This window comes from Nocardioides sp. P86, assembly GCF_023712465.1.
Lineage (GTDB): Bacteria > Actinomycetota > Actinomycetes > Propionibacteriales > Nocardioidaceae > Nocardioides > Nocardioides kribbensis.
The window spans coordinates 997177-1020579 of the sequence record NZ_JAMAYE010000001.1; the positions used below are offsets into that span (position 1 = coordinate 997177).

The following is a 23403-nucleotide window of genomic DNA, read 5'->3' on the forward strand; positions in this document are numbered from 1 at the left end:
TCAGCCGCAGCGCTGCGACGCGGGCAGGGCGGCGACCTGCTCCGAGGTCAGCTCCCCGTCGAGCGCGGTGGCGGCCTCCCCGACGGGGACCGAGAGCTCGGGCACGCTGCCGGCCTCCTGGCTGGCCACGTCGATCGAGGCGAAGCGGGGATTGGTCTCCACGCCGTTGTCGTCCTGCCACTGCTGCACCAGCTCGGTGGCCGCGGCCTGGGCCTCCTCGCCGCTCGTGCCCTCCTCCACCTGCGACGTCACCGCGCTGTTGAGCACGGCGGTGAAGAGGTCGGGCCCGGAGAACACGGGCAGCACGTCGTCGACCAGGTCGGGGTCGGCGCCGGTCAGCCCCTCCCGGGTGGTCTGCTCGACCTGGCGGCGCGCGGCCGCGACGTCCACGTCGTAGTCGGCGCCGATCTGCTCGGCCATCGAGCCCAGCACCAGGCTGTAGAGCACCTGGTCGCGGAAGGCGGCGCCGGCGATCGGGGCCTGGCCCTCGTTGGACTCCAGCAGCTCGCAGGTGTCGGCGGCGTAGGTGTCGACCTCGCTCAGCGTGATGTCCTCGTCGCCGACCGTCGCGGCGACGCCCGGGCGGATCGGGGTGTCGGCGACCCCGCAGCCCGCGAGCCCCGAGCCGAGGAGGACGACGGCGGCCAGACCGGCTGCCGGGCGGACGATCTTCACGTGGACTCCCGCGGGTCGATGATGGCGTCGATCACACTGCGGGCCCATTCAAGCAGGGCGATCCCGTCGATGGGCTTGCCACCCACGACCGCCGTCTGCGGCCGCGGCACGAGGATGGTGTCGACACCGGTCTTGACGATCGCCTTGGGATACATCCGCATCAGCCGCACCACCCGCGACTCCGGCAGGCTCACCGGCGCGAAGCGCACGTTCTTCCCCGCGACCGTCACCTCGCCCACGCCGGCCTGGCGGGCCCGGGCCCGGAAGCGCGCGACGAGCAGCAGCGACACGACCACGACCGGCGGCTCGCCGTAGCGGTCGAGCAGCTCCTCGTTGATCGCGTCGACGTCCTCGTCGGAGCGCACCTCGGCCAGGCGCTTGTAGATCTCCAGGCGCAGGCGCTCGCTGGGGATGTAGTCGTGGGGCAGGTGGGCGTCGACGGGCAGCTCGATGCGCACCTCGTCGAGCTCCGGCTCGCCCTCGCCCTTGAACTCGTGGACGGCCTCGCCGACCAGGCGCACGTAGAGGTCGAAGCCGACGTCGGCGATGTGGCCCGACTGCTCCCCGCCCAGCAGGTTGCCGGCGCCGCGGATCTCCAGGTCCTTCATCGCGATCGCCATGCCGCCGCCCAGGTCGGAGTGCTGGGCCAGCGTGGCCAGCCGCTCGTGGGCGGTCTCGGTCAGCGGCTTCTCCGCGGGGTAGAGGAAGTAGGCGTAGGCCCGCTCGCGGGAGCGGCCCACGCGCCCGCGCAACTGGTGCAGCTGGGAGAGGCCGAGGGTGTCGGAGCGCTCGATGATCATGGTGTTGGCGTTGGAGACGTCGAGGCCCGACTCCACCAGCGTCGTGCAGACCAGCACGTCGAAGCGCTTCTCCCAGAAGTCGAGCATCACCTGCTCGAGCTGCTTCTCCCCCATCTGCCCGTGGGCGGTGGCCACGCGCGCCTCGGGCACCAGCTCGCGGATGCGCGCGGCGGCCTTCTCGATCGACTGCACCCGGTTGTGGATGTAGAAGACCTGGCCCTCGCGCAGCAGCTCGCGGCGCACGGCCGCCACCACCTGGCGGTCCTCGTAGGCGCCGACGTAGGTCAGCACGGGGTGGCGCTCCTCGGGCGGGGTGGTGATAGTCGACATCTCCCGGATGCCGGTGATGGCCATCTCCAGGGTGCGCGGGATCGGCGTGGCCGACATCGACAGCACGTCGACGGAGGTGCGCAGCCGCTTCATCTGCTCCTTGTGCTCCACCCCGAAGCGCTGCTCCTCGTCGACGATGATCAGGCCCAGGTCCTTGAAGCGCACGTCGCGGTTGAGCAGGCGGTGGGTGCCGACGACGATGTCGATCGAGCCGTCGGCCATCCCCTTCATCACCTCGGCCGCCTCCTTGTCGCTCTGGAAGCGGCTCAGCGCCCGCAGCACGACCGGGAAGCCGCTCATCCGCTCGGCGAAGGTCGACAGGTGCTGGGTGACCAGCAGCGTGGTCGGCACCAGCACGGCGACCTGCTTGCCGTCCTGCACGGCCTTGAAGGCCGCCCGCACCGCGATCTCGGTCTTGCCGTAGCCCACGTCGCCGCAGACCAGCCGGTCCATCGGCACGACCTGGCGCATGTCGGCCTTGACCTCGTCGACCGTGGTCAGCTGGTCGACGGTCTCCTGGAAGGGGAAGGCGTCCTCCAGCTCACGCTGCCAGGGGGTGTCGGGGCCGAAGGCGTGGCCCTTGGTGGCCTGGCGCGCGGCGTAGAGCTTGATCAGCTCGGCGGCGATCTCGCGCACGGCCTTGCGGGCGCGGCTCTTGCGCTTGGACCAGTCGGCGCCGCCGAGCCGGTCGAGGCTGGGCTGCTCGCCGCCGACGTAGCGGGTGACCTGGTCGAGCGCGTCGGCGGGCACGTAGAGCCGGTCGGCCGGGCCGCCGCGCTTGGAGGCGCCGTACTCGAGCACGAGGTACTCGCGCACCGCGCCCCCGGCCTCGCGCTGCTTCATCTCGATGAAGCGGCCCACGCCGTGCTGCTCGTGCACGACGAAGTCGCCGGCCTTGAGCTCGAGGGGGTCGATCTGCTTCTTGCGCCGCGCCGGCATCTTGCGCATGTCGCGCGTGGAGGACTTCTGCCCCGAGATGTCCTCCCCGGTCAGCAGCACCAGCCGGTTGGTCTCGTCGACGAAGCCCTGGGTGAGGGACCCGCAGGTGACGGTCACGACGTCGTGACCCAGCTCGCCGTCGAGCCGCGCGGGCACGTCGTGCTCGCCGAGGGCCTCGACCATGCGGTTGGCCGGGCCGTGCCCGACGTGCACCACGACGGTGCGGAAGCCCGCGGCCCGCCAGCCCTCGAGGTCGGTGATGGCCTTCTCGACGTCGCCGCGGTAGGCGTCGACCGGGTGGGCCGGCAGGGCCCGGGTCGGCACGCCGGCGTCGCTGGCGCTCATGCCGGTGGCGGTCTCGGCGTCGTCGGCGATGCCGAAGGGGCTCATCGTCCACCACGGCTTGTGCTGCTCGAGGCTGGTCAGCCTCACCTCGGCCAGGTCCTGGTACGACGCAGCGCCCAGGTCGACCGGGGCGGTGCCCCCGCCGGCCGCTGCGGCCCAGCTCGCGCCGAGGAACTCCTCGCTGGTCGCGACCAGGTCGTGGGCGCGGCGGCGCGCCCGCTCGGGGTCGAGCACCAGCACGTGGGTGTCGGCCGGCATCAGGTCGACCAGCAGCTCCATCTCGTCGACCAGCACCGGGGCGAGCGACTCCATGCCCTCCACCGCGATGCCGGCGGCGATCTTGTCGGTCAGCTCCAGCAGCTGCGGGTGGCTGCGGCCCAGCTCGGCGGCCCGCTCGCGCACGGCGTCGGTGAGCAGCAGCTCGCGGCACGGCGGGGCCCAGAGCCGCTCGACCTTCTCCAGGGTGCGCTGGTCGGCGACGGAGAAGCTGCGGATCTCCTCGACGTCGTCGCCCCAGAACTCCACGCGCAGCGGGTGCTCCTCGGTCGGCGGGAAGACGTCGACGATGCCGCCGCGCACGGCGAACTCGCCGCGCTTCTCGACCAGGTCGACCCGGCTGTAGGCCGCGTCGGCCAGGCGCCGCACCACGTCGTCGAGGCCGGCGGCCTCGCCGCTGACCAGCTCGACGGGCTCGAGGTCGGCCAGGCCCGCGACCTGCGGCTGGAGCACCGAGCGCACCGGGGCCACGACCACCTTGAGCGGACCGTTGGAGGCGTCGGTGCCGGGGTGACGCAGGCGGCGCAGCACCGCCAGGCGGCGCCCGACGGTGTCGCTGCGCGGGCTGAGCCGCTCGTGGGGCAGCGTCTCCCAGCTGGGGTAGTAGGCCACCGTCGCGGGGTCGACGAGGTCGCCGAGCGCCCCGACCAGGTCCTCGGCCTCGCGGGCGGTCGCGGTCACGGCCAGCACGGTGCGGCCCTGGGCCACCAGGCCCGCCACCACGAAGGGCCGCAGCGCCTCGGGCCCGGTGAGGTCGAGCGCCCGCACGGCGCCGCCGGCGGCGTCGGCCAGCACCTCGGAGAGCGTGGCGTCGGCGAGCACGGCCCGCGCCAGCGCCGTCACCGCGGGGCTGGTCGACGGGGCGGGGGGAAGGACGGTGGTGGTCACGGAGCTCCTCGACTGACGGGCGTCACCCACGACGACGGCCCCCGGTCGAGACGACAGGGGGTGGTGACCAGCCCAGTCTAGGTCGCACCACCGACCACGGGATCGTCTGCGGCCCGGACGGGTGGGGGCGGGCAACCACCGGGAGGCCATGATGAGATCGGCACCACAGCACTGGGCCCCTCAGGGGCCGCGACGAGAGGCGTGACATGGAGCTGCAGCTGACGGCCGAGGAGCAGGAGTTCCGCGCGGAGATGCGCGACTTCTTCACCACCAAGGTCTCCCAGGAGGTCCGCGACGCGGTGGCCGCGGGCCACGAGCTCACCCGCGAGCAGATCGTGGAGGCCCACCAGACGCTCAACGCGGCCGGCCTCGCGGTGCCGCACTGGCCCGAGGAGTGGGGCGGCCGGGGCTGGAGCCAGATCCAGCGCCACATCTGGAACGAGGAGATGCAGGCCGCCGCGGTGCCGCCGCCGCTGGCCTTCAACGCCTCGATGATCGGTCCGGTCATCGCGCAGTTCGGCAGCCAGGAGATCAAGGAGCGTTTCCTGGCCAAGACCGCCAACCTCGACATCTGGTGGAGCCAGGGCTTCTCCGAGCCCGACGCCGGCTCCGACCTCGCCGGCCTGCGCACCACCGCGGTCCGCGACGGCGACGACTGGGTCGTCAACGGCCAGAAGACCTGGACCACGCTGGGGCAGTACGGCGACTGGATCTTCACCCTCGTGCGCACCGACCCGGAGGTGAAGAAGCAGAAGGGCATCTCGATGCTCCTCATCGACATGACCTCCCCCGGCGTCGAGGTGCGGCCCATCGAGCTCATCGACGGCGGGCACGAGGTCAACGAGGTGTGGTTCAGCGACGTGCGCGTCCCGGGCGAGAACCTCGTCGGTGAGCCCGGGCAGGGCTGGACGATGGCCAAGTTCCTGCTCGGCAACGAGCGCGTCGGTGTGGCCCCCGTGGGCTCCACCAAGCGCCGCCTGGCCCGGGCCAAGGAGCTGGCCGGCGAGCAGGCCCACGACCCGCTGACCGCGGCCCGCATCGCCGAGCTGGAGAACGAGCTGCTCGCCCTCGAGCTCACCGCCCTGCGCGTGGTCGCCCACTCCGCCGGCAGCGAGCCCCACCCGGCGAGCTCCGTGCTCAAGCTCAAGGGCACCGAGCTGCAGCAGGCCGTGAGCGAGCTGCTCGTCGACCTCGCCGGGCCCGGGTCGCTGGCGTCGGGCGCGGGCGACGACAGCGCCCTGCCCGACTGGGCGCGCCACGCGACCCCGTCGTACCTCAACCTGCGCAAGGCCTCCATCTACGGCGGCTCGAACGAGATCCAGCGCCAGATCATTTCCCGCACGATCCTCGGCCTCTGAGCCGGGCAGGAGACTCATCATGGACTTCACCTACGACGACGAGCAGGACGCCCTGCGCGACGCGGTGCGCGGACTGGTCGGCCGGGCCTACTCCGACTTCGAGCAGCGCCGCCAGACCACCAAGGCCGACCCGGGCTTCTCGGAGAAGGTCTGGACCCAGCTGGCCGAGATGGGCGTGCTGGGCCTGCCCTTCAGCGAGGACGACGGCGGGGTCGGCGCCGGGCCGGTCGAGATCTCGATCGTGGCCCAGGAGCTCGGCCGCGTCATCGCCCCCGAGCCCTACCTCACCAGCGTCGTGCTCGCCGGCGGGCTGGTCTCCGCGGTCGGCACGACCGAGCAGCGCGGCGAGGTGCTCGGCGCGCTGAGCGCCGGCGAGAGCGTGCTGGCGCTGGCCCACGACGAGCCCGGCTCGCGCTGGAGCCCCTCGGCCACCGCGGTCACCGCCACCGAGGAGGGCGGCTCCTGGACGCTGAGCGGCGTCAAGGAGCCGGTCGTCCACGGCGCACGCGCCGACCTGCTCGTGGTGAGCGCCGCGCTGCCCGACGGCGGCACCGGCCTCTTCCTCGTCGAGGGCTCGGCCGCCGAGCGCACCGACTACGCCACTTACGACGGCGGCCGCGCGGCCAAGGTGACCTTCTCCGGCACCGCCGCGACGCCGCTGGGCGAGGCGGGTCGCGACGTCACCGCCAGCATCGCCACGGTCCAGGACATCGGCCGGATCATGGCCTGCAACCAGGCCGTCGGCGCGATGGAGGTGGCGCTGCGCACCACCACGGAGTACCTCAAGAGCCGCAAGCAGTTCGGCGTGCCGCTCAACACCTTCCAGGCGCTCAACTTCCGGGCCGCCGACATGTACGTCTCCCTGGAGCTGGCCACGAGCCTGACCCAGTGGGCGACCATGGTGCTGGCCACCGGCGACGCCGAGGCCACCCGTGACGCCGCCCACCGCGCCTCGCTCCAGGTGAGCCGGGCCAGCCGCCACGTCGGCCAGGAGGCGATCCAGCTGCACGGGGGCATCGGCATGACCGCGGAGTACTCCGTGGGCAGCTACGTCTCGGTGCTCACCGCCCTCGAGCGGCTCCTCGGCGACGGCCAGCACCACCTCTCCGCGCTGGCCGGCGGCATCGGCGACTACGGCTCGATCGACCCGCTTCCCTGACACCGGCGGGAGGGGTCCTTAGGATCCCTCCCATGACGGGCACCGCCGAGGACACCACCCGCTCGGCACCCCCGGGCCTGCCGCCGACCACGAGCCGGGGCCCCCGGGCCCTGGCCATGGCGGTCTACGCCGTGCTGCTGGTGCTGTGGAGCGAGCTGCTCGGCATCCCCAACGACACCGTCCAGGTGTTCGTGTGGCTGTGGCTCGGCACGATCGCGTGGAACGTGCAGGCCCCGTGGCGCTACCACCTGCTGTTCCTGCGCGACTGGTCGCTCCCGGTCATCGGCCTGGTCGTCTACTTCTACAGCCGCGGCCTCACCGACGAGCTCGGTCTCCCGGTGCACGTGCAGATGCCGATCACCGTCGACGAGTGGCTCGGCGGGGGCGTCACGCCCACCGAGCGCCTGCAGGACGCGTGGTGCGGCGACCCGTGCCTGCGCGAGAGCCCGCCCCGGTGGTACGACGTCGTCCTGACCACCGTCTACGCCTCCCACTTCCTCACCGGCCTGACCATCGCGGCCGTGCTGTGGGTGCGCAACCGCACCCAGTGGGTGCGCTGGATGCGCCGCTTCCTGGCCATCAACTTCGGCGCCCTGGTCGTCTACGTCGTCTACCCAATGGCCCCGCCGTGGATGGCCTCCGAGCAGGGCTACCTCGGCGAGGTCACCCGGATCACCGGCCGCGGGTGGGCCGACCTGGGCCTGGGCCGCTTCGACCTCGTGCTCCAGGGTGTCGGCAACCCGGTCGCCGCCATGCCCTCGCTGCACGCGGGCATCACGTTCCTCGTCGCGCTCTACGGCGTGGGCCACCTGCGCACCCGCTGGCGCTGGCTGCTGCTGCTCTACCCGCTGCTGATGTCGGTGGCCCTGGTCTACTACGCCGAGCACTACGTCGTCGACGTGGTCGCCGGCGGGCTGCTGGCGGGCCTGGTGCTCGCCGGCTCCACCTGGTGGGAGCGCCGCCAGGAGCGCCCCACCCCCGCCTGACCCCCACCACCGACCGACCCACACGAGAGGCGCCACCGTGCGAGGACTCCAGGGCAGGACCGCCGTCGTCACCGGCGCCAGTCGCGGCATCGGCCTGGCCGTGGCCCAGCGGCTGGTTGCGGAGGGGGCGCGGGTCTGCGTCACCGCCCGCAAGCCCGAGGCGCTCGAGGAGGCCGTCGCGAGCCTCGGCGGCCCCGACCACGCGATCGGCGTGGCCGGCAACGCCGGTGACGCCGCGCACCGCGACGAGGCGGTGGCCCGCACCCTCGAGGCCTTCGGCAGCGTCGACCTGCTGGTCAACAACACCGGCATCAACCCCGCCTACGGCCCGCTGATGGCGCTCGACCTCGACGCCGCCCGCAAGATCGTGGACGTCAACGTGGTTGCCGCCCTCGGCTGGGTGCAGGTCGCCCACCGCGCCTGGATGGGCGAGCACGGCGGTGCGGTGGTCAACGTCGCCTCGGTCGCGGGCGTCAGCAGCGCCCCGGGCATCGCGATGTACGGCGCGAGCAAGGCGATGCTCATCCACCTGACCAAGGACCTCGCCGTCGAGCTCGGCCCGTCGGTGCGGGTCAACGCGGTCGCCCCCGCGGTCGTGAAGACCCGCTTCGCCGAGGCCCTCTTCGAGGGCCGCGAGGAGGAGGTCGCCGCGACGTACCCGCTGCGCCGCCTCGGTGTGCCCGACGACGTCGCGGGCGCCGTGGCGTTCCTGCTCTCCGAGGAGGCCTCCTGGCTGACCGGGCAGACCGTCGTGCTCGACGGCGGCGTCACCCTCGCCCACCGCTGAGCCCGGTCCGCCCGCCGGGACCGGGACTGTGACGGCGACCACCCGTGGGTCAGGATGAGGTCATGGACCTCTCCCTGAGCGACGAGCAGCAGAGCTTCCGCGACACCGCGCGGGCCTTCCTCGACAAGGAGGCCGTGCCCCACCGCATCCAGTGGGACCGCGACGAGGCGGTCGACCTCGCGATCGTGCCGAAGATGGCCGAGCTCGGCTTCTTCGGCCTGACCATCCCCGAGGAGTACGGCGGGCTGGGCGGCGACTACGTCACCTACGCCCTCGCCATGGAGGAGCTCGGCCGCGCCGACTCCGCCCTGCGGGGCATCGTCTCGGTCAGCAGCGGCCTGGTCGGCAAGTCGATCCTGTTCTTCGGCAGCGAGGAGCAGAAGCAGGAGTGGCTGCCGCAGCTGGCCACCGCCTCGAAGCTGGGCTGCTTCGGGCTCACCGAGCCCGGCACCGGCTCCGACGCCGGCAACCTGACCTCGCGCGCGGTCAAGGACGGCGACGACTACGTCCTCAACGGCCAGAAGCTGTTCATCACCAACGGCACCTGGGCCGACGTCGCCCTCGTCTTCGCCCGCACCAGCGACGACGGCCCCCGCGGGGTCACGGCGTTCCTGGTGCCCACCGACACCCCCGGCTTCGAGGCCCGCGAGATCAAGGGCAAGCTCGGGCTGCGCGGCCAGGCCACGGCCGAGCTGTTCCTCTCCGACGTGCGCGTGCCGGCCTCGGCCGTGCTCGGCGAGGTGGGCAAGGGCTTCAAGATCGCCATGAGCACCCTCGACAAGGGACGGCTGGCGGTCGCCGCCGGCTGCGTCGGCATCGTGCAGGGGTGCCTGGAGACCAGCGTCGACTACGCCCTCAACCGCACCCAGTTCGGCAAGCCCCTCGCGGGCTTCCAGCTGGTGCAGGACATGATCGCCGACATCTCCCTCGACGCCGACGCCGCGCGCCTGCTGGTGTGGCGCTGCGCCGACCTCGTCGACCGGGGCGAGCCCTTCGGCACCGCCGCCTCCAAGGCCAAGCTGTTCGCCTCCGAGGCCGCGGTGCGCGCGGCCAACAACTGCATCCAGGTGCACGGCGGCGCGGGCTACGTCGACGAGTACCCCGGCGCGAAGTACCTGCGCGACGCCCGGGTCATGACGCTCTACGAAGGCACCAGCCAGATCCAGAAGCTGCTCATCGGCCGCGCCGAGACCGGCATCAACGCCTTCGTCTGACCCCTCCCGCCCCTCGTTCTCTCCTCCACCCCTGACAGGAGCACCCCCCGTGCCGCTCGACCCCCAGCTGGCCACCCTGCTGCAGTTCCTCGCCGACTCCGGTGCGCCGTCGATGTCGGAGGGCACCGCCGAGCAGGCACGCCACGGCTTCCGCACCCTCGCCGTCGACCTGCGCGACCCCGCGGTGCTCCCGGAGGTCGAGCGGGTCGAGGACGTCGAGGTCCCGGGCGGCGACGGCCCGCGGCCGGCCCGGATCTACCGCCCGGCCGCCGACGGTCCGCTCCCCACCGTGGTGCTGCTGCACGGAGGGGGCTTCGTGGTCGGCGACCTCGACACCCACGACCTCTACGCCCGCTGCGTCGCCGACTCGTGCCACGCGGTCGTGGTCTCCGTCGACTACCGCCTCGCCCCCGAGCACCCCTTCCCCGCAGCGGTCGAGGACGCCGTCGCCGCCACCCGGTGGGCCGCCGAGCACCTCGCCGACCTCGGCGGCGACGACGTGCTGGCCGTCACCGGCGACTCCGCCGGGGGCAACCTCTCGGCGGTCGTCACCCAGGTCATGCGCGACGAGGGTCGCCCGCTCGACGCGCAGCTGCTCTTCTACCCCGCCACCGACCTGGCCGGCAGCTACCCCTCCACCACCGAGAACGCCGAGGGCTACTTCCTGGACCAGGCCACCATGCTGTGGTTCGGGGCGCACTACGTCGGCTCGGGCGGGGGTGAGGTGGTCGGGTCGCCCCGCTTCTCCCCCATGCTCGGCGACAAGGCGGGCCTGCCCCCCGCCGTCGTCGTCACCGCCGAGTTCGACCCGCTGCGCGACGACGGCAACGCCTACGCCGAGGCCCTGGCCGCAGCCGGCGTGCCGGTCGAGCACCGGGTGTTCCCCGGCCTCATCCACGGCTTCGTCGACATGGGACGCCACTCCGCCGCGGCCCAGGCCGCCGTGGAGGAGTCGCTGGCGCTCTTCCGGGGGCTGCTGCACCGCTGACCAGGAAGGGCCGAGCAGAGCCGCGCGGTCCGAGCAGAGCCGTGCGGCCCGTGCGGGGAGGAGCGGCCCGGGCGTGAGCGCCGGCGGGTAGCCTCGCGCCATGCGCCTGCGCCCGCTCCTCGCCCCCGTCGCCCTCTGCCTCGCCCTCGTCGCCGCCGGGTGCTCGTCCGACGACACCGCCGAGAAGTCCGCCGACAGCCCGGCCGCCACCGCCGCAGAGAGCCCCGCCGAGAGCACCGCCGCGGCGTCGCCCTCGGCGGACGCGTCGGAGCCCTCGGAGCCCGACACCGACACGCAGCAGGTCGCCACCGACCAGGTCGCCTTCGACGTGCCCGCGTCGTGGGTGACGGTCGACGCGGCCGAGGCCTTCTCCGGCGACGACGCCACCGAGGACCCGGTCGTCCAGGACCTCGCCGCCCGCCTCGGCGTCACCCCCGAGCAGGCCGTGCAGACCTTCGCCCAGATGGACCTCATCGTCACCAGCGACGGCGAGCGTGACGCGGGTGTCCTGACCAACCTCAACGTCGTGCACGTCCCCGGGGCCCTCCCCACCGAGTCCGCCGCGCGGGCCGAGCTGAAGCAGATCGGCGCCACCATCACCTCGATCGAGGCCGTCGAGACCGGTGCCGGCGACGCCCTCCGTGTCGCCTACACCCTGGAGGCCGGTGGCGGCCAGGTGCGCTCGCAGGCCCTGGCCGTCGACGTCGACGGGCAGCTCGTGACCATCACCGTCACCGCCGGCACCGAGACGACCAGCGACGAGCTCACCGACCTGGTCCTCGACTCCCTCACCGCCGCCTGACCAGCCGCTCCACCCAGCCGTCGGTGCCGCCCGGCGACCGGCCCGTGGGTCGGCGTCGGTGACCGACCGACCGGGAGTGGCGGGACACGACACCTCCGGCGGCCCTCGACCCGTCGTACGCCGCCACTCCCCGGGCGGGCCACGCTACGGCGACCGGCAGACCGACCGCGCCCTGCGCACCAGCACGTCGTCTCGGATCCGCGACGACCACGACACCCGGGCGACGACGTCGCCCGCCGCGCCATCGAGGGCGGGACCACCGGCGGGACCACGCGCCGCCTCAGCCGCTCCGTCGCCCGCGACCTCGACCGCTCGAGCACCGGGGGGACCGACGTCATCAGCGGTCGTAGGCCAGCAGGGCGAGCTCGAGCATCAGCTTGTCACGGGGGTTGGCGAGGTGGCGGCCGGTAAGCGCCTCGATCTGCTTGAGGCGGTAGATGACGGTGTTGCGGTGGCAGAAGAGCTCCTCCGCGGCGTGGGTCGGGGAGCCGTCGTGGCGCAGCAGGGCGCGCAGGGTGTCGACGAGGGTCGTGAGCTGGGCCTCGGGCTGGTTCAGCAGGTCGCCCAGGGTCTCGCGCAGCAGCAGCGGCGCGACCTGGGGGCTGCCCGCCAGCAGCACCTCGGGGAGCCGCTCGGACACCGAGACCACCTGGGCCCTGCCGCGCGGGAGGGTCTCGGCGGCGCGGGTGGCGAGCTGGTAGGCGGCGGCGAAGCCGGCGATCCCGTCGGGGCAGCCGGCGACGCCGACCCGACCGGCCGCGTGCGGCGCGAAGACCTGCGCCAGCCCGGGCTCGTCGGGCAGGGGGCCGGCGAGCAGGCCGAAGTGGGCCCCGGCGCGGACGTGCCACACCGCGGTGACCCCGAGCCGCTCGAGGCCGTCCTCGGCCAGCGTGAGGGCGTCGTCGAGCGAGCCGTCCTGGAGCGCGACCACGCAGGCGAGGTCGGCGTCGCCGCGGATGCCCAGCACCGCGAGCGCCTCGCCGGCGAAGTCGGGATCGGCGCCGCGACCCTCGAGCAGCGCGTCGAGCACGGTCTGCTGGCGCTGGAGGTCCTGGCGCTGGAGCCGGCGCGCCTCGCGGCGGTAGGCGTCGATGAGCACGGCGTTCTGGATGTCCAGGTCGGCCCAGACCCCCCGCCCGGCGAGGAGGAGCACGGCGTCGTCGACCCGCAGGTCGGCGGGGCCGGTCGAGGAGCGCTCCACGAGCGCCTGCCACAGCACCCGCGCGCCGAGCGTGTAGGCGTTCAGCACGACCTCCAGGGGCACCCCCTGGCGGGCGCGCCGCCGGCCGGTCTCCCGCCACACGTCGCGCGCGCCCTCGCCCCCCGGCTGCGCGCTGCCGCTGAGGATCTCCAGCCCTCGCCGGATGTGCATCCGGGTGCTCGCGCGCACGTCGAGACGCAGGTCGGGCCCCACGCGGTCGTAGACCTCGGCGTCGCGCTCGAGCAGGGTCAGCGTGATCTGGTCGGCGATGCGGTCGGCGTCGTCCACCAGCAGCCGCCAGGCCCGACGCACGTCGGCCGTCGTGGCGCGGTCGAAGCCGACCGGGTCGGGGGCCGGCCACGCCGACCGGCGGCCAGGAGCCCGCTCGGCCCCGGAGGAGGCGCCGGATCGCCCAGAGGAGGACACGGGACGACGTTCGCACTCCGTGCACAATCTTGACCAGCCCTTGACCCCGATCACTGCGCCGGATCCAAGGATCTTTGTGCTCCGCGCCTAGTGCACTTCCTGTGCGCTGCGACCAAAGTGGTGGCCGTCACACCGGGGCCCCACCCTCGACCTGGTCGACACCGTCCTCCCGCGGCGCCACCCCGCCGCGCGCGACCGACCTGCGACCGACCTGCGACGACCCCCGCCGACCCCCCGACGAAAGGGCGCGATGTCCGCGACCTCCTCCCCCGCTGCGCCGTCCCCCGGGGCCACCTCGGCCACCGGCCCCGTGCTCGAGCTGCGCGACGTGACCGTCACCTTCGGCGGCGTCACGGCCCTCTCGGGCGTGGGCCTCGCCGTCCGTCCGCACCAGGTGCTGGGGGTCATCGGCCCCAACGGCGCCGGCAAGACGACCCTCTTCAACGTCGCGTGCGGCTTCGTCACCCCCGACACCGGCACGATCGTGCGGGAGGGCCGCGAGCTGGGCCGCCTGCACGCCCACCAGCTGGCCGGCCTCGGCATGGCCCGCACGCTGCAGGGCCTCGGCCTCTTCGACCGGATGAGCGTGCTCGACAACGTCGTCGTCGGCGCCGACCGCCACGCGAGCGTGGGCTTCCTGGGCTCGCTGCTCGCCCTGCCCCGGGCGGCCCGCGAGGAGCGTGAGCTGCGCGAGCGGGCCCGCGCCGTGCTCGAGGAGCTCGGCATCGCGGCGTACGCCGACCGCTACCCGCCCAGCCTGCCCTACCCCGTGCGCAAGCGGGTCGCCCTCGCCCGGGCGCTGGCCGCCGAGCCGACGCTGCTGCTCCTCGACGAGCCCGCCAGCGGGCTGTCCGCCGACGAGATGGACGAGCTCGGCGACCTGGTGCGCAGCCTGACCGACCGGATGTCGGTGATGCTCGTGGAGCACCACATGGACCTGGTCATGCGCGTCTGCGACGAGATCACGGTGCTCGACTTCGGCCGCGTCATCGCCCACGGCACACCGGCCGAGGTCCGCGACGACCCCGCCGTGCTGGCCGCCTACCTCGGCGAGGTCGTCGGCGACGAGGACGCCCCCGGCGCCCTGCCCGCGACGCCCGAGGGAGGTCGCTGACGTGCTGACCCTCCACGAGCTGTCGACCAGCTACGGCCCCGTCAAGGCGCTGCAGCAGGTCTCCTTCACCGCCCGCGAGGGCGAGATCACCGCCGTCCTCGGGGCCAACGGCGCCGGCAAGACCACGCTGCTGCGCACGGTCTCGGGCCTGCAGCGCGCCGACTCCGGCACGATCGAGCTCGAGGGCAGGCGGCTGGGCAAGGTCGCGGCCGACCGGATGCCCGGGCTCGGCATGGCCCACGTGCCCGAGGGCCGCGGGGTGATCACCGAGCTCACCATCGAGGAGAACCTCCGCCTCGGGGGCCTGGGGCGCGGGCGGCGCGTGCAGCCCGCCGACCTCGACCGCGTCTACGACCTCTTCGCCATCCTCGGCGACCGTCGGGCGGCGCTGGCCCACACGCTCTCGGGCGGGGAGCGGCAGATGCTCGTCATCGGCCGCGCGCTCATGGCCGGGCCCCGGATGCTGCTGCTCGACGAGCCCTCCCTCGGCCTGGCCCCGCGCATCGTCGCCCAGATCTTCGACCTGCTGCGCGGGCTCGTGCAGTCCGACGGGCTGAGCGTGCTGCTCGTGGAGCAGAACGCCCGCAGCGCCCTGTCGGTCGCCGACCACGGCGTCGTGCTCAACCTCGGCCGTGTGGTGGCCGACGACGACGCGGCCACGCTGGCGGCCGACGACCAGCTCCGACACGCCTACCTCGGGTTCTGACCCGTGCGACGAGAAGGAGAGACCTCGTGCAGCAGCTGCTGAACACCGCCCTCGGCGGTCTGACCCTCGGCATGGTCTACGCCGCGTTCGCGCTGGCCCTCGTGCTGATCTTCCGCTCCACGCGGATCGTGAACTTCGCCCAGGCGCCGATGGCGATGGTGACCACCTTCATCGCCCTCACCCTCATCGACGCCGGCTACTCCTACTGGATCGGCTTCGCCGCCGCCCTGCTCGCGGGCCTCGTGCTCGGCGCGGTCGTCGAGCGGGTGCTGATCCGCCCGGTCGAGGACAAGCCCGAGATCAACGCCGTCATCCTCACCCTGGGCCTCTTCATCGTGCTCCACGCCCTCGCGGCCGTGGTGTTCGGCAACGCCTACCGCTCCTTCCCCGCGCCGTTCGGGATCCGCGGCTTCGAGGTCGGCGGCAGCACCATCGCGCTGACCGGCTTCGGGGTCTTCACCATCGGCGCGGTCGTGGTGGTGATGGCGCTGCTGGTGGCGCTCTTCCGCTTCACCGACGTGGGCCTGCGCATGCGGGCCGCGGCCTACAACCAGGAGGTCGCCCGCCTGCTGGGCGTCAGGGTCGGGCGCATGCTCACCCTCGGCTGGGCCCTGGCCGCGCTGGTCGGCTCCCTGGCCGGCATCCTCATCGCCGGCGGCAGCCTGGTCCACCCGGGCTACATGGACTCCGTCGTCGTCTACGGCTTCGTGGCCGCCGTGCTCGGCGGCCTGGAGAGCCCCATCGGCGCGGTGGTGGGGGGCCTGACCCTCGGCGTCTCGCTCAGCTTCGTCAGCGGCTACGTCGGCTCCGAGCTCGTCGCCCTGGCCGCCCTGGGCATCCTCATGCTGGTCCTGACCCTGCGACCCGGGGGCCTGTTCTCCCAGGCCGCGGAGAGGCGCGTCTGATGCCCGCGAAGCTGCAGCGCCTCTGGCGCGACTCCGTCCTGGGCCGCCACGTCCTCGTCGCCCTCGTCGGCCTGCTGGTCGTCCTGCTGCTGCTCGAGACGGTCAACGACTTCCGGGCCATCCAGCTCTCCTCGATGGCCTACCTCGGCATCGCCGCGGGCGGGCTGACCATCCTCACCGGCCTCAACGGCCAGATCTCGCTGGGCCACGGGGCGCTCATGGCGATCGGTGCCTACACCGCGGCCCTCATGCTGCCCGACCGCGACGCCTCGACGCCGCTGCCGCTGGTGGTGCTGGTGTCGGTGCTCGTCACGCTCGCGGTCGGTACGGCGGTCGGCGCGGCCGCCGCCCGTCTCCACGGCCCCTACCTCGCCGGCGCCACCCTGGCCCTGGCCGTCGCCGTGCCCGGCATCGCGCTCTACTTCGGCGAGACCCTCGGCGGGGAGCAGGGCCTGCGGGTCTCGATGCCCGACGTGCCGGTCTGGGCGCTGGACGCGGAGTACCTCCTCACCGGCACCGAGATGACCCGCAGCGGCTGGGTCGCCCTCATGGCGTGGACCACCCTCGCGGTCACCTACGTGCTGCTGGCCAACCTCTCCCGCGGCCGGGTCGGACGCCGGTGGCGCGCCGTGCGCGACGGCGAGGTCTCCGCGGAGCTGGCCGGCATCCGGCTGGGCCGCTCGCGGGTCTCGGCCTTCATGGTCAGCGCCGCCGCGGCGGGGGCGGCCGGCGCCATGCTGGCCTTCACCGTGCGGCTGGCCGCGCCCAGCGGCTTCACGCTCACCCTCAGCCTCACCCTGCTCACCGCGGTGGTCCTGGGCGGTCTGGGCAGCCTGGGCGGCGCCCTGGTCGGAGCGGCGCTGCTGACCTTCCTGCCGCCCTTCGTCACCAGCGTCGGCAGCGACGCCGGCCTCAGCGACCTGCGGGCCGCCGAGCTGGCGCCACTCGTCTACGGCCTGGTCATGATCGCGGTCATCCTGCTCGCCCCGGCCGGCATCGCCGGCTCCTTCCGCGCCTGGCGCATCCGCCGCCAGGCCCGGGTCGCCCTTGCCCCGGCGCCGGTCGCGGCCAGCACCACCGGCACGACCGGCACCCCCGACTCCCCCACCCGCAGCACCGTCCCCACCTCCTCGAAGGGAACACCCACATGACAAGACGAGCCAGGCTCATCGGCCCGCTGGCCGGACTGGTCGCCGCCTCCACGCTGCTCGCAGCGTGCGGCGCCGGCGGCGACCGCGAGTCCGACGGGGGCGGAGGTGACAGCGGCGGGTCGACCGACATCGGCGTCACCGACGACACCATCACCATCGGCGCCCACTTCCCGCTGACCGGCGTCGCGGCGCCGGGCTACAGCGAGATCCCGCTGGGCGCCGCGGCGTACTTCGACTACGTCAACGCCGCCGGCGGCATCAACGGCCGCCAGATCGACTACATCGTGCGCGACGACGGCTACAACCCCACCAACACCAGCACCGTCACCAACGAGCTGGTGCTCCAGGACGAGATCTTCGCGATGGTCGGCGGCCTCGGCACCCCGACCCACAGCGCGGTCGTGGACTTCCTCAACGACGAGGGCGTGCCCGACATGTTCGTCTCCTCGGGCTCGCTGCAGTGGGGCGACGACGTCGAGAACCGGCCCTACACCTTCGGCTGGCAGCCGGACTACGAGATCGAGGGCAAGATCATCGGCCAGTACGTCGCCGAGAACATGCCCGACGCCAAGGTGGGCCTCTTCCTCCAGGACGACGACCTGGGCGCCGACGCCGAGGTCGGGGTGCGCCAGTTCCTCGACGAGCAGATCGTCGAGGTGCAGCGCTACACCTCCGGCAACACCGACGTGGGCCCGCAGATCGCCGCGCTCCAGTCGGCCGACGCCGACCTCGTGCTGTCCTTCAACACCCCGTCCTACACCGCGCTGAGCCAGCTCGTGGCGCTGCGGCTGGGCTACGAGCCGCAGTGGTTCTACTCCAACATCGGCTCCGACCCCGAGCTCGTCGGCTCCCTGCTCTCGCGCTTCTCCGAGGGCGCGGTCGAGGGCGACAACTCCTCCCTCGACGGGATCCTGACCTCGGAGTACATCCCCGGCGTCGAGGACACCGACAACCCGTGGACCCAGCTGTGGCAGAAGGTCTGGGACCAGGAGGGCGAGGAGGGCGAGCTGAGCAACTTCCGCATCTACGGCATGTCCAGCGCCTACGCCTTCGTGCAGACCCTGGCCGCGGCCGGCGAGGACCTCACCCGCGACGGCCTCGTCGAGGCCCTCGAGGAGTCCGGCGAGTCGCTGGAGGGCCCGCAGCTGGCGCCCTTCCGCTACTCCGCCGACAGCCACCTCGGCATCTCCGGCGTGCAGCTGGTCGAGCTCAACGGCGGCGCCAGCGACCCGATCACCCCGGTGCTGGTCACCGACATCGGCGACGCCCCGATCGAGGAGGACAGCTCCGGCCAGGCCGACGACGCCCCGCCGGAGTCCGGCATCCCCGAGGCGCCCTGAGCCGGCCGCACCACCTGAGCCGCACAGCACGCTGAGCCGCACAGCACGCTGAGCCGCACGGCACGGGCCGTCCGTCCCCCCGGGGCGGGCGGCCCGTCTGCGTCCGTCCCCGGCCCGGCCTCAGCCCCGCCGCGTCTCCAGCACGCGGAAGCCCTTGGCGCTGGCCAGCCGCTCGGTGGGCCAGCCCTGCTCGCCCAGCCAGCGCTGCAACGAGTCGGCGCCGAGGTTCTTGCCCACCACCATCACCGCGCGACCGCCCGGCGCCAGGCGCGGCAGCCAGGTGAGCAGCAGCTCGTGGAGCGCGGCCTTGCCGATGCGGATGGGCGGGTTCGACCAGATCTCGTCGTACGTCGCGCCCTCGGCCACCGCGTCGGGCGTGAGCGCGGTGAAGCGGTCCGCGACGCCGAGCGCCGCGGCGTTCTCCCCCGCCAGCAGCACCGCGCGCTCGTTGACGTCGACGGCGGTGACCTCGGCCCCGGGCACGGCGACGGCCACGGCCAGCCCGATGACGCCGTAGCCGCAGCCCAGGTCGAGCACCCGCCCGGCCGACGGCGGCTCGGTCTCGCGGAAGAGCACCGCGGTGCCGACGTCGACCCGGCCGCGGGCGAAGACGCCCGACCCGGAGACGAGCTCGAGGTCGTGGCCCCACACGTGCGCCGCGACGGCGGCACGGGTGAAGGGCACCGAGGGGTCGGCGGTGAAGTAGTGGTCCTCGGAGCGGTCCTCGGGCTGGTCAGTCACAGGTCCTCCTGGCGCGGGTCTGCTCGGCGCGGGCGGCGAGCTGGTCGTCCTCGGCGTAGGCGACCTCCTCGAGCGTGAGGCCGTGGGCGTGGGCCACGGCCACCGCGGGCGAGCGGACGCCGGCGGCCAGCACCTCGGCGGGCCACGTCGTGGGACGGCGGCCGTCGCCGACGGCGAGCAGGCAGCCGACCAGCGAGCGCACCATGGAGTGGCAGAAGGCGTCGGCGCGCACGGTGGCCACGGCGAGACCGTCGGCGTCGCGCGACCACGCGAGCTCCAGCAGCGTGCGGATGGTGGTGGCCCCCTCGCGGCGGCGGCAGAAGGAGGCGAAGTCGTGCTGCCCGACCAGGTCGTCGGCGGCGGCCTGCATGGCCGCCAGGTCCAGCGGGCGCGACCAGGCCAGCACGTGGAGCCGCGCGAGCGGGTCGACGAGGTCGGGCCGGTCGGCCACGCGGTAGGCGTAGCGGCGCCAGGTGGCCCCGAAGCGGGCGTCGAAGCCCGGCGGGGCCTCGCTCACGCGGTGCACCCGCACGTCGGCGGCGAGGATGCCGTTGAGGCGGCGGGCCAGCGCCTCCAGCGGCGGCTCGGTCGCGCGCCCGGCCGAGGCCGCGAGCACCGCGGGGTCGACGTCGAGGTGGAGCACCTGGCCGCGGGCGTGGACGCCGGTGTCGGTGCGCCCGGCGCAGACCACCGGCACGCGCTCGCTGCGCAGCGCCGTGGCCAGCGCCGCCTCGACGTCGCCCTGCACGGTGCGCAGCGTCGGCTGCGCCGCCCACCCGTGGAAGCCGGTGCCGTCGTAGGCGAGATCGATCCGCAGGCGCACGGTGGACGATCCTAGGGCCCGGGCGGGCCGGGCGGCGGGCCGCCCGGTGTGCGCGGCGGTGCGGGTCGCGCGGCCGGCGCGGTGGCGGTGGCAGGCGCGTCGGCGGGCACGTCGTCCGGTGCGACGCCCGCGAGCCCGGCGGCGCGCAGCTCGAGGGTGGCCAGGGCGGCCACGGTCGCGGGGTCGCCGCGCCGCCAGCCGGCGGCGGCGTCGGGCACGCGGGCCAGGACGCGCACGGGCTGGCGGGCGAGCGCCCGCACGGCGTAGAGGTCGGGGTCGCCGCCGGCGCGCAGGTAGCGCCGCGCCAGGGTCGCGGTGAGCACGAAGCGCACCCGCCCGGGCAGCCACCACGGCAGCGCGACCAGCACCAGCAGCAGGGCGGTGACCACCCCCGACCAGAAGGCCACGCGGTCGACGGCGTCGGCGCCGTCGGCGCCGGCCTGCGCGATGCCCGCGGAGGCCTCGGCGGCCCGGTCGAAGGGGGCGGCGACCTCGTCGCCCACGACCGGAGTGCCGTCGAGGGTGTCCCCGGCGCCGGTGAGGTTGTCGGCCAGGCTGGTGCCCGCGTCGTCGACCTGGCGCACCTGGTCGGCCACCCCGCCGAGGGCGTCGGTGACCTGGGTGCCGGCCCAGACGGCCAGCACCACCCACAGCACCACGAGGAGGTCGAGGAGCAGCTGCCGCGTGCGGCGGGCCGGGTCGGCGGCGTAGAGCACCATCGGGCCACCCCACCACGCGCTGCCCCGGATCCGGTTCACCCGCCTAGGCTCGGGGCGTGAGCGACGACCCGGCCACCGTGGTGCCCCTGCAGCACCCCACCGCCCCCACCATCGTGCTGGTCTCCGGGACCCGCGCCGACGAGCTGCGCGAGCACTTCGGGCGCTACGAGCGCGAGTACGACCTGCGCACGGCCACCTCGTGCGCCGAGGCCGAGGAGGTCGCCGCCCGGGTGCGCACCGAGGGCGGCACCGTCGCCCTCTTCGTCACCGAGTCGGTGCTGCCCGACTGCCACGTGCTCGAGGCCTTCGGGCGCTGGCGCACCGTGGTGCCGACCGCCCGGCGGATGATCGCCGCCCACTGGGAGCGCTTCATCCCCGACGGCCCCCCGCTGCGCGCGGGCATGGCGGCCGGCAAGTACGACGCCTACCTGCTGATGCCGCGCGGCACCCGCGACGAGGAGTTCCACCACGCCGTCACCGACCTGCTCTCCGACTGGGGCTCCACGGTCGCCGACCCCGAGGTCGTCTCGGTCACGATCGTCGCGCCCGAGCAGGACGGCCTCACGCTGGCCATCCGCGACTACCTCGACCGGATGGGCATGCCCAGCCGGGTCCACCACCCCGACAGCGAGGGCGGCCGGCACGTGCGGGCGCTGGCCCGGCCGGACGCGGCGTACCCGCTGGTCCACGCGCTGAACCGCGAGGTGGTCGAGGCGCGCAGCGTGCGCGACGTCGCGCTGTCGGTCTACGGCGCCCCCGGCGACGTTGCCGTGGACGAGGTCGTCGACCTGGTCGTGGTCGGGGCTGGTCCCGCGGGCCTGGGCGCGGCCGTCTACGCCGCCTCCGAGGGGCTCTCCACCGTCGTGCTCGAGGCCGAGGCGATCGGCGGCCAGGCCGGCACCAGCTCCATGATCCGCAACTACCTGGGCTTCCCCCGCGGCATCTCGGGCATGCGGCTCTCCCAGCGCGCCCGCAACCAGGCCCTGCGCTTCGGCACGCAGTTCTTCACCGGCTGGTCGGTCGAGGCGCTCCTGCCCGGCGTCGACGGGGAGCCGCACGTCGTGCGCACCGAGGCCGGCGAGGTCAGGGCCCGCGCCGTCGTCGTCTCGACCGGCGTGGCCTACCGCAAGCTGCGCGTCGAGCCGCTGGAGGAGCTCGTGGGACGCGGCGTCCACTACGGCGCCGCGCTCACCGCGGCCCGCGAGATGGAGGGCCAGGACGTCTACGTCGTGGGCGGCGGCAACTCCGCCGGCCAGGCCGCGGTGCACCTGTCGCGCTTCGCCCGCTCGGTGACCGTGCTGGTGCGCCGGCCCTCACTGACCGAGACCATGTCGCAGTACCTCGTCGGCGAGATCGACCACAACCCGCGCATCGCGGTGCGCACCTGCACGGCCGTCGTCGACGGCGGCGGCGCGGGCCGGCTGGAGCGCCTCGTGCTCGAGGACACCCGCAGCGGCGCCCGCGAGGAGGTCGCCGCCGGCGGGCTGTTCCTGCTGCTGGGCGCTGAGCCGCACTGCGAGTGGCTGCCGGCGGAGGTCGAGCGCGACGCGCAGGGCTTCGTGCTCACCGGGCGCGACGTGCCCCGCGAGCGCTGGACCGACGGCCTGCCGCCCGCCGACCTCGCCACGACGCTGCCGGGCGTCTTCGCGGCCGGCGACATCCGCTCGGGCTCGATGAAGCGGGTCGCCGCCGCCAGCGGCGAGGGCGCCTCGGTGGTGCCGCTGGTCCACCGGTGGCTGGCCGGGCGCTGACGTGCGGGCGCCGGGGCGTCAGGCCATCTCGTGGCGCCACGGCGGGTCGGCGCCGGGGCGCGAGACGGTGATCGCCGCCGCCCGCGCCGCGTGCTCGAGCACCTCGACCACCACGTCGTCGCCGATCGGCCCGAGCCGGCCCCCGAGCAGCCCCCGCTCGGCGAGGGCGTCGACCAGCGCCGCGCCGAAGGTGTCGCCCGCGCCGATGGTGTCGGCCACCTCGACGCGTCGCGAGGCGACCACGACCTCTCCCTGGGCCGAGGTCCACGATGCACCGTCGGCGCCGCGCGTCACCACGACCACGGCCGCGCCGAGACCCCGCAGGTGCGCGACGGCCTCGGCGAGGTCGAGCTCGGGCCACAGCGCCTCGAGGTCCTCGTCGCTGGCCCGCACCAGGTCGGCGAGCCGGGCCACCCGCTCCACGCGCGCCACCACGTCGGGCCCGGTGCCGGTGATCGCGGGCCGGGCGTTGACGTCGTAGGTCACCGTGGCCGTGCCGCGCAGCTCCTCCAGCAGGGTCAGCACGTCCTCGGCCCCCGGGGCCAGCACGGCGCCCAGCGAGCAGGTGTGCACGGCCACCGGCGCCGGCTCGCGCTCCACGGGCAGCAGCCGCCAGTCGAGGTCGAACTCGTAGGACGCCGCCCCGTCGGCGCCGATCGTCGCCGCCGCGGTCGCCGTGCGGTCGATCGCCGCCGGGTCGCAGGCCAGCCGCACCCCGGCGGCCTCGAGGTAGTCGCGCACCATGGACCCGTGGTGGTCGTCGGCGAAGGCCGTCGCGAAGCGCACCGGGCGCCCCAGCCGGGCCAGCGCGACCGCGACGTTGGCCGCGCTGCCCCCGGCGTACTCCACCCGCTCCCCGCTCGCGCGGTGCACCACGTCGACCAGCGACTCCCCCACCACCAGCACCTGTGCATCCATAGGGATGCTTCTACCACGCCGGGCCCGACCGCGCCCCGCGCCCGGGCACTAGCGTGCAGCC

At 74.2% G+C, this 23403-nt stretch carries 20 protein-coding genes; 13 read left to right on the forward strand and 7 right to left on the reverse strand.

Annotated features, from left to right (window positions below; genetic code table 11):
- Positions 1–675, reverse strand: coding sequence for a hypothetical protein (locus tag M3673_RS04595; RefSeq protein ID WP_251532307.1), 675 nt, complete (start codon positions 673–675; stop codon positions 1–3).
- Entirely contained in the window at positions 672–4253 is a 3582-nt protein-coding gene (gene mfd / locus M3673_RS04600; RefSeq protein WP_251532308.1) for a transcription-repair coupling factor, read from the reverse strand. The genes M3673_RS04595 and mfd overlap by 4 nt, the downstream gene beginning before the upstream one ends.
- A 206-nt stretch (positions 4254–4459) precedes the next feature.
- Between mfd and M3673_RS04605 the strand changes: the two genes are divergently transcribed.
- From M3673_RS04605 to M3673_RS04635, 7 genes are all read left to right on the forward strand, one after another.
- A complete protein-coding gene (locus M3673_RS04605; RefSeq protein WP_251532309.1) occupies positions 4460–5611 on the forward strand; it encodes an acyl-CoA dehydrogenase family protein in 1152 nt (383 codons plus the stop codon).
- Between the two features lie 19 nt (positions 5612–5630).
- Entirely contained in the window at positions 5631–6770 is a 1140-nt protein-coding gene (locus M3673_RS04610; RefSeq protein ID WP_193662305.1) for an acyl-CoA dehydrogenase family protein, read from the forward strand.
- A gap of 32 nt (positions 6771–6802) precedes the next feature.
- Positions 6803–7756, forward strand: coding sequence for a phosphatase PAP2 family protein (locus M3673_RS04615; RefSeq protein WP_251532310.1), 954 nt, complete (start codon positions 6803–6805; stop codon positions 7754–7756).
- 37 nt (positions 7757–7793) lie between these two features.
- A complete protein-coding gene (locus tag M3673_RS04620) occupies positions 7794–8543 on the forward strand; it encodes an SDR family oxidoreductase (RefSeq protein WP_056904792.1) in 750 nt (249 codons plus the stop codon).
- A 62-nt stretch (positions 8544–8605) separates the two neighbouring features.
- Positions 8606–9757 carry an acyl-CoA dehydrogenase family protein gene (locus tag M3673_RS04625; protein WP_251532312.1) on the forward strand — a complete coding sequence of 384 codons (1152 nt, stop codon included), beginning with the start codon at positions 8606–8608 and terminating at the stop codon, positions 9755–9757.
- A 49-nt stretch (positions 9758–9806) separates the two neighbouring features.
- On the forward strand, positions 9807–10745 hold the full coding sequence (locus tag M3673_RS04630; RefSeq protein ID WP_251532313.1) for an alpha/beta hydrolase: 939 nt from the start codon (positions 9807–9809) through the stop codon (positions 10743–10745).
- A 100-nt stretch (positions 10746–10845) separates the two neighbouring features.
- Complete coding sequence (locus tag M3673_RS04635; protein WP_251532314.1) at positions 10846–11547, forward strand: hypothetical protein; 702 nt, start codon at positions 10846–10848, stop codon at positions 11545–11547.
- Positions 11548–11884: 337 nt separating this feature from the next.
- Here M3673_RS04635 and M3673_RS04640 read toward each other — a convergent pair whose 3' ends face one another.
- Positions 11885–13174 carry a helix-turn-helix domain-containing protein gene (locus tag M3673_RS04640; protein WP_251532315.1) on the reverse strand — a complete coding sequence of 430 codons (1290 nt, stop codon included), beginning with the start codon at positions 13172–13174 and terminating at the stop codon, positions 11885–11887.
- 250 nt (positions 13175–13424) lie between these two features.
- On the opposite strand from M3673_RS04640, the gene M3673_RS04645 reads away from it, so the two are divergent.
- Genes M3673_RS04645 through M3673_RS04665 form a run of 5 tightly spaced genes read left to right on the forward strand, consistent with a single transcriptional unit; the run spans position 13425 to position 18390 of the window.
- Positions 13425–14288 carry an ABC transporter ATP-binding protein gene (locus M3673_RS04645; RefSeq protein WP_251532332.1) on the forward strand — a complete coding sequence of 288 codons (864 nt, stop codon included), beginning with the start codon at positions 13425–13427 and terminating at the stop codon, positions 14286–14288.
- A gap of 1 nt (position 14289) precedes the next feature.
- Positions 14290–14994: an ABC transporter ATP-binding protein gene (locus tag M3673_RS04650; RefSeq protein WP_056862108.1), complete on the forward strand. Its 705-nt coding sequence runs from the start codon at positions 14290–14292 to the stop codon at positions 14992–14994.
- 26 nt (positions 14995–15020) lie between these two features.
- Positions 15021–15899, forward strand: a complete 879-nt coding sequence (locus tag M3673_RS04655; RefSeq protein WP_056862107.1) for a branched-chain amino acid ABC transporter permease — start codon at positions 15021–15023, stop codon at positions 15897–15899.
- Positions 15899–17050 carry a branched-chain amino acid ABC transporter permease gene (locus M3673_RS04660; protein ID WP_251532334.1) on the forward strand — a complete coding sequence of 384 codons (1152 nt, stop codon included), beginning with the start codon at positions 15899–15901 and terminating at the stop codon, positions 17048–17050. The genes M3673_RS04655 and M3673_RS04660 overlap by 1 nt, the downstream gene beginning before the upstream one ends.
- The gene (locus M3673_RS04665; RefSeq protein ID WP_056862106.1) at positions 17047–18390 is read left to right on the forward strand and encodes an ABC transporter substrate-binding protein; all 1344 of its coding nucleotides are present in this window, start codon (positions 17047–17049) and stop codon (positions 18388–18390) included. Before M3673_RS04660 ends, M3673_RS04665 begins: the two co-directional genes overlap by 4 nt.
- Positions 18391–18510: 120 nt before the next feature.
- Here the strand turns inward: M3673_RS04665 and M3673_RS04670 are convergent, their stop codons facing one another.
- From M3673_RS04670 to M3673_RS04680, 3 genes are read right to left on the reverse strand one after another with little or no spacing between them, the layout of a single operon-like run.
- Positions 18511–19131, reverse strand: a complete 621-nt coding sequence (locus tag M3673_RS04670; protein WP_251532336.1) for a methyltransferase — start codon at positions 19129–19131, stop codon at positions 18511–18513.
- A complete protein-coding gene (truA, locus tag M3673_RS04675; RefSeq protein ID WP_251532343.1) occupies positions 19124–19954 on the reverse strand; it encodes a tRNA pseudouridine(38-40) synthase TruA in 831 nt (276 codons plus the stop codon). Before truA ends, M3673_RS04670 begins: the two co-directional genes overlap by 8 nt.
- Positions 19955–19965: 11 nt before the next feature.
- Positions 19966–20712 carry a hypothetical protein gene (locus tag M3673_RS04680; RefSeq protein ID WP_251532345.1) on the reverse strand — a complete coding sequence of 249 codons (747 nt, stop codon included), beginning with the start codon at positions 20710–20712 and terminating at the stop codon, positions 19966–19968.
- Between the two features lie 17 nt (positions 20713–20729).
- Here M3673_RS04680 and M3673_RS04685 point away from each other — a divergent pair, with 17 nt between their 5' ends.
- Positions 20730–22424: an FAD-dependent oxidoreductase gene (locus M3673_RS04685; RefSeq protein ID WP_251532346.1), complete on the forward strand. Its 1695-nt coding sequence runs from the start codon at positions 20730–20732 to the stop codon at positions 22422–22424.
- Positions 22425–22442: 18 nt separating this feature from the next.
- Here the strand turns inward: M3673_RS04685 and M3673_RS04690 are convergent, their stop codons facing one another.
- Positions 22443–23342, reverse strand: coding sequence for a PfkB family carbohydrate kinase (locus tag M3673_RS04690; protein ID WP_251532349.1), 900 nt, complete (start codon positions 23340–23342; stop codon positions 22443–22445).
- Positions 23343–23403 lie beyond the last annotated feature (61 nt).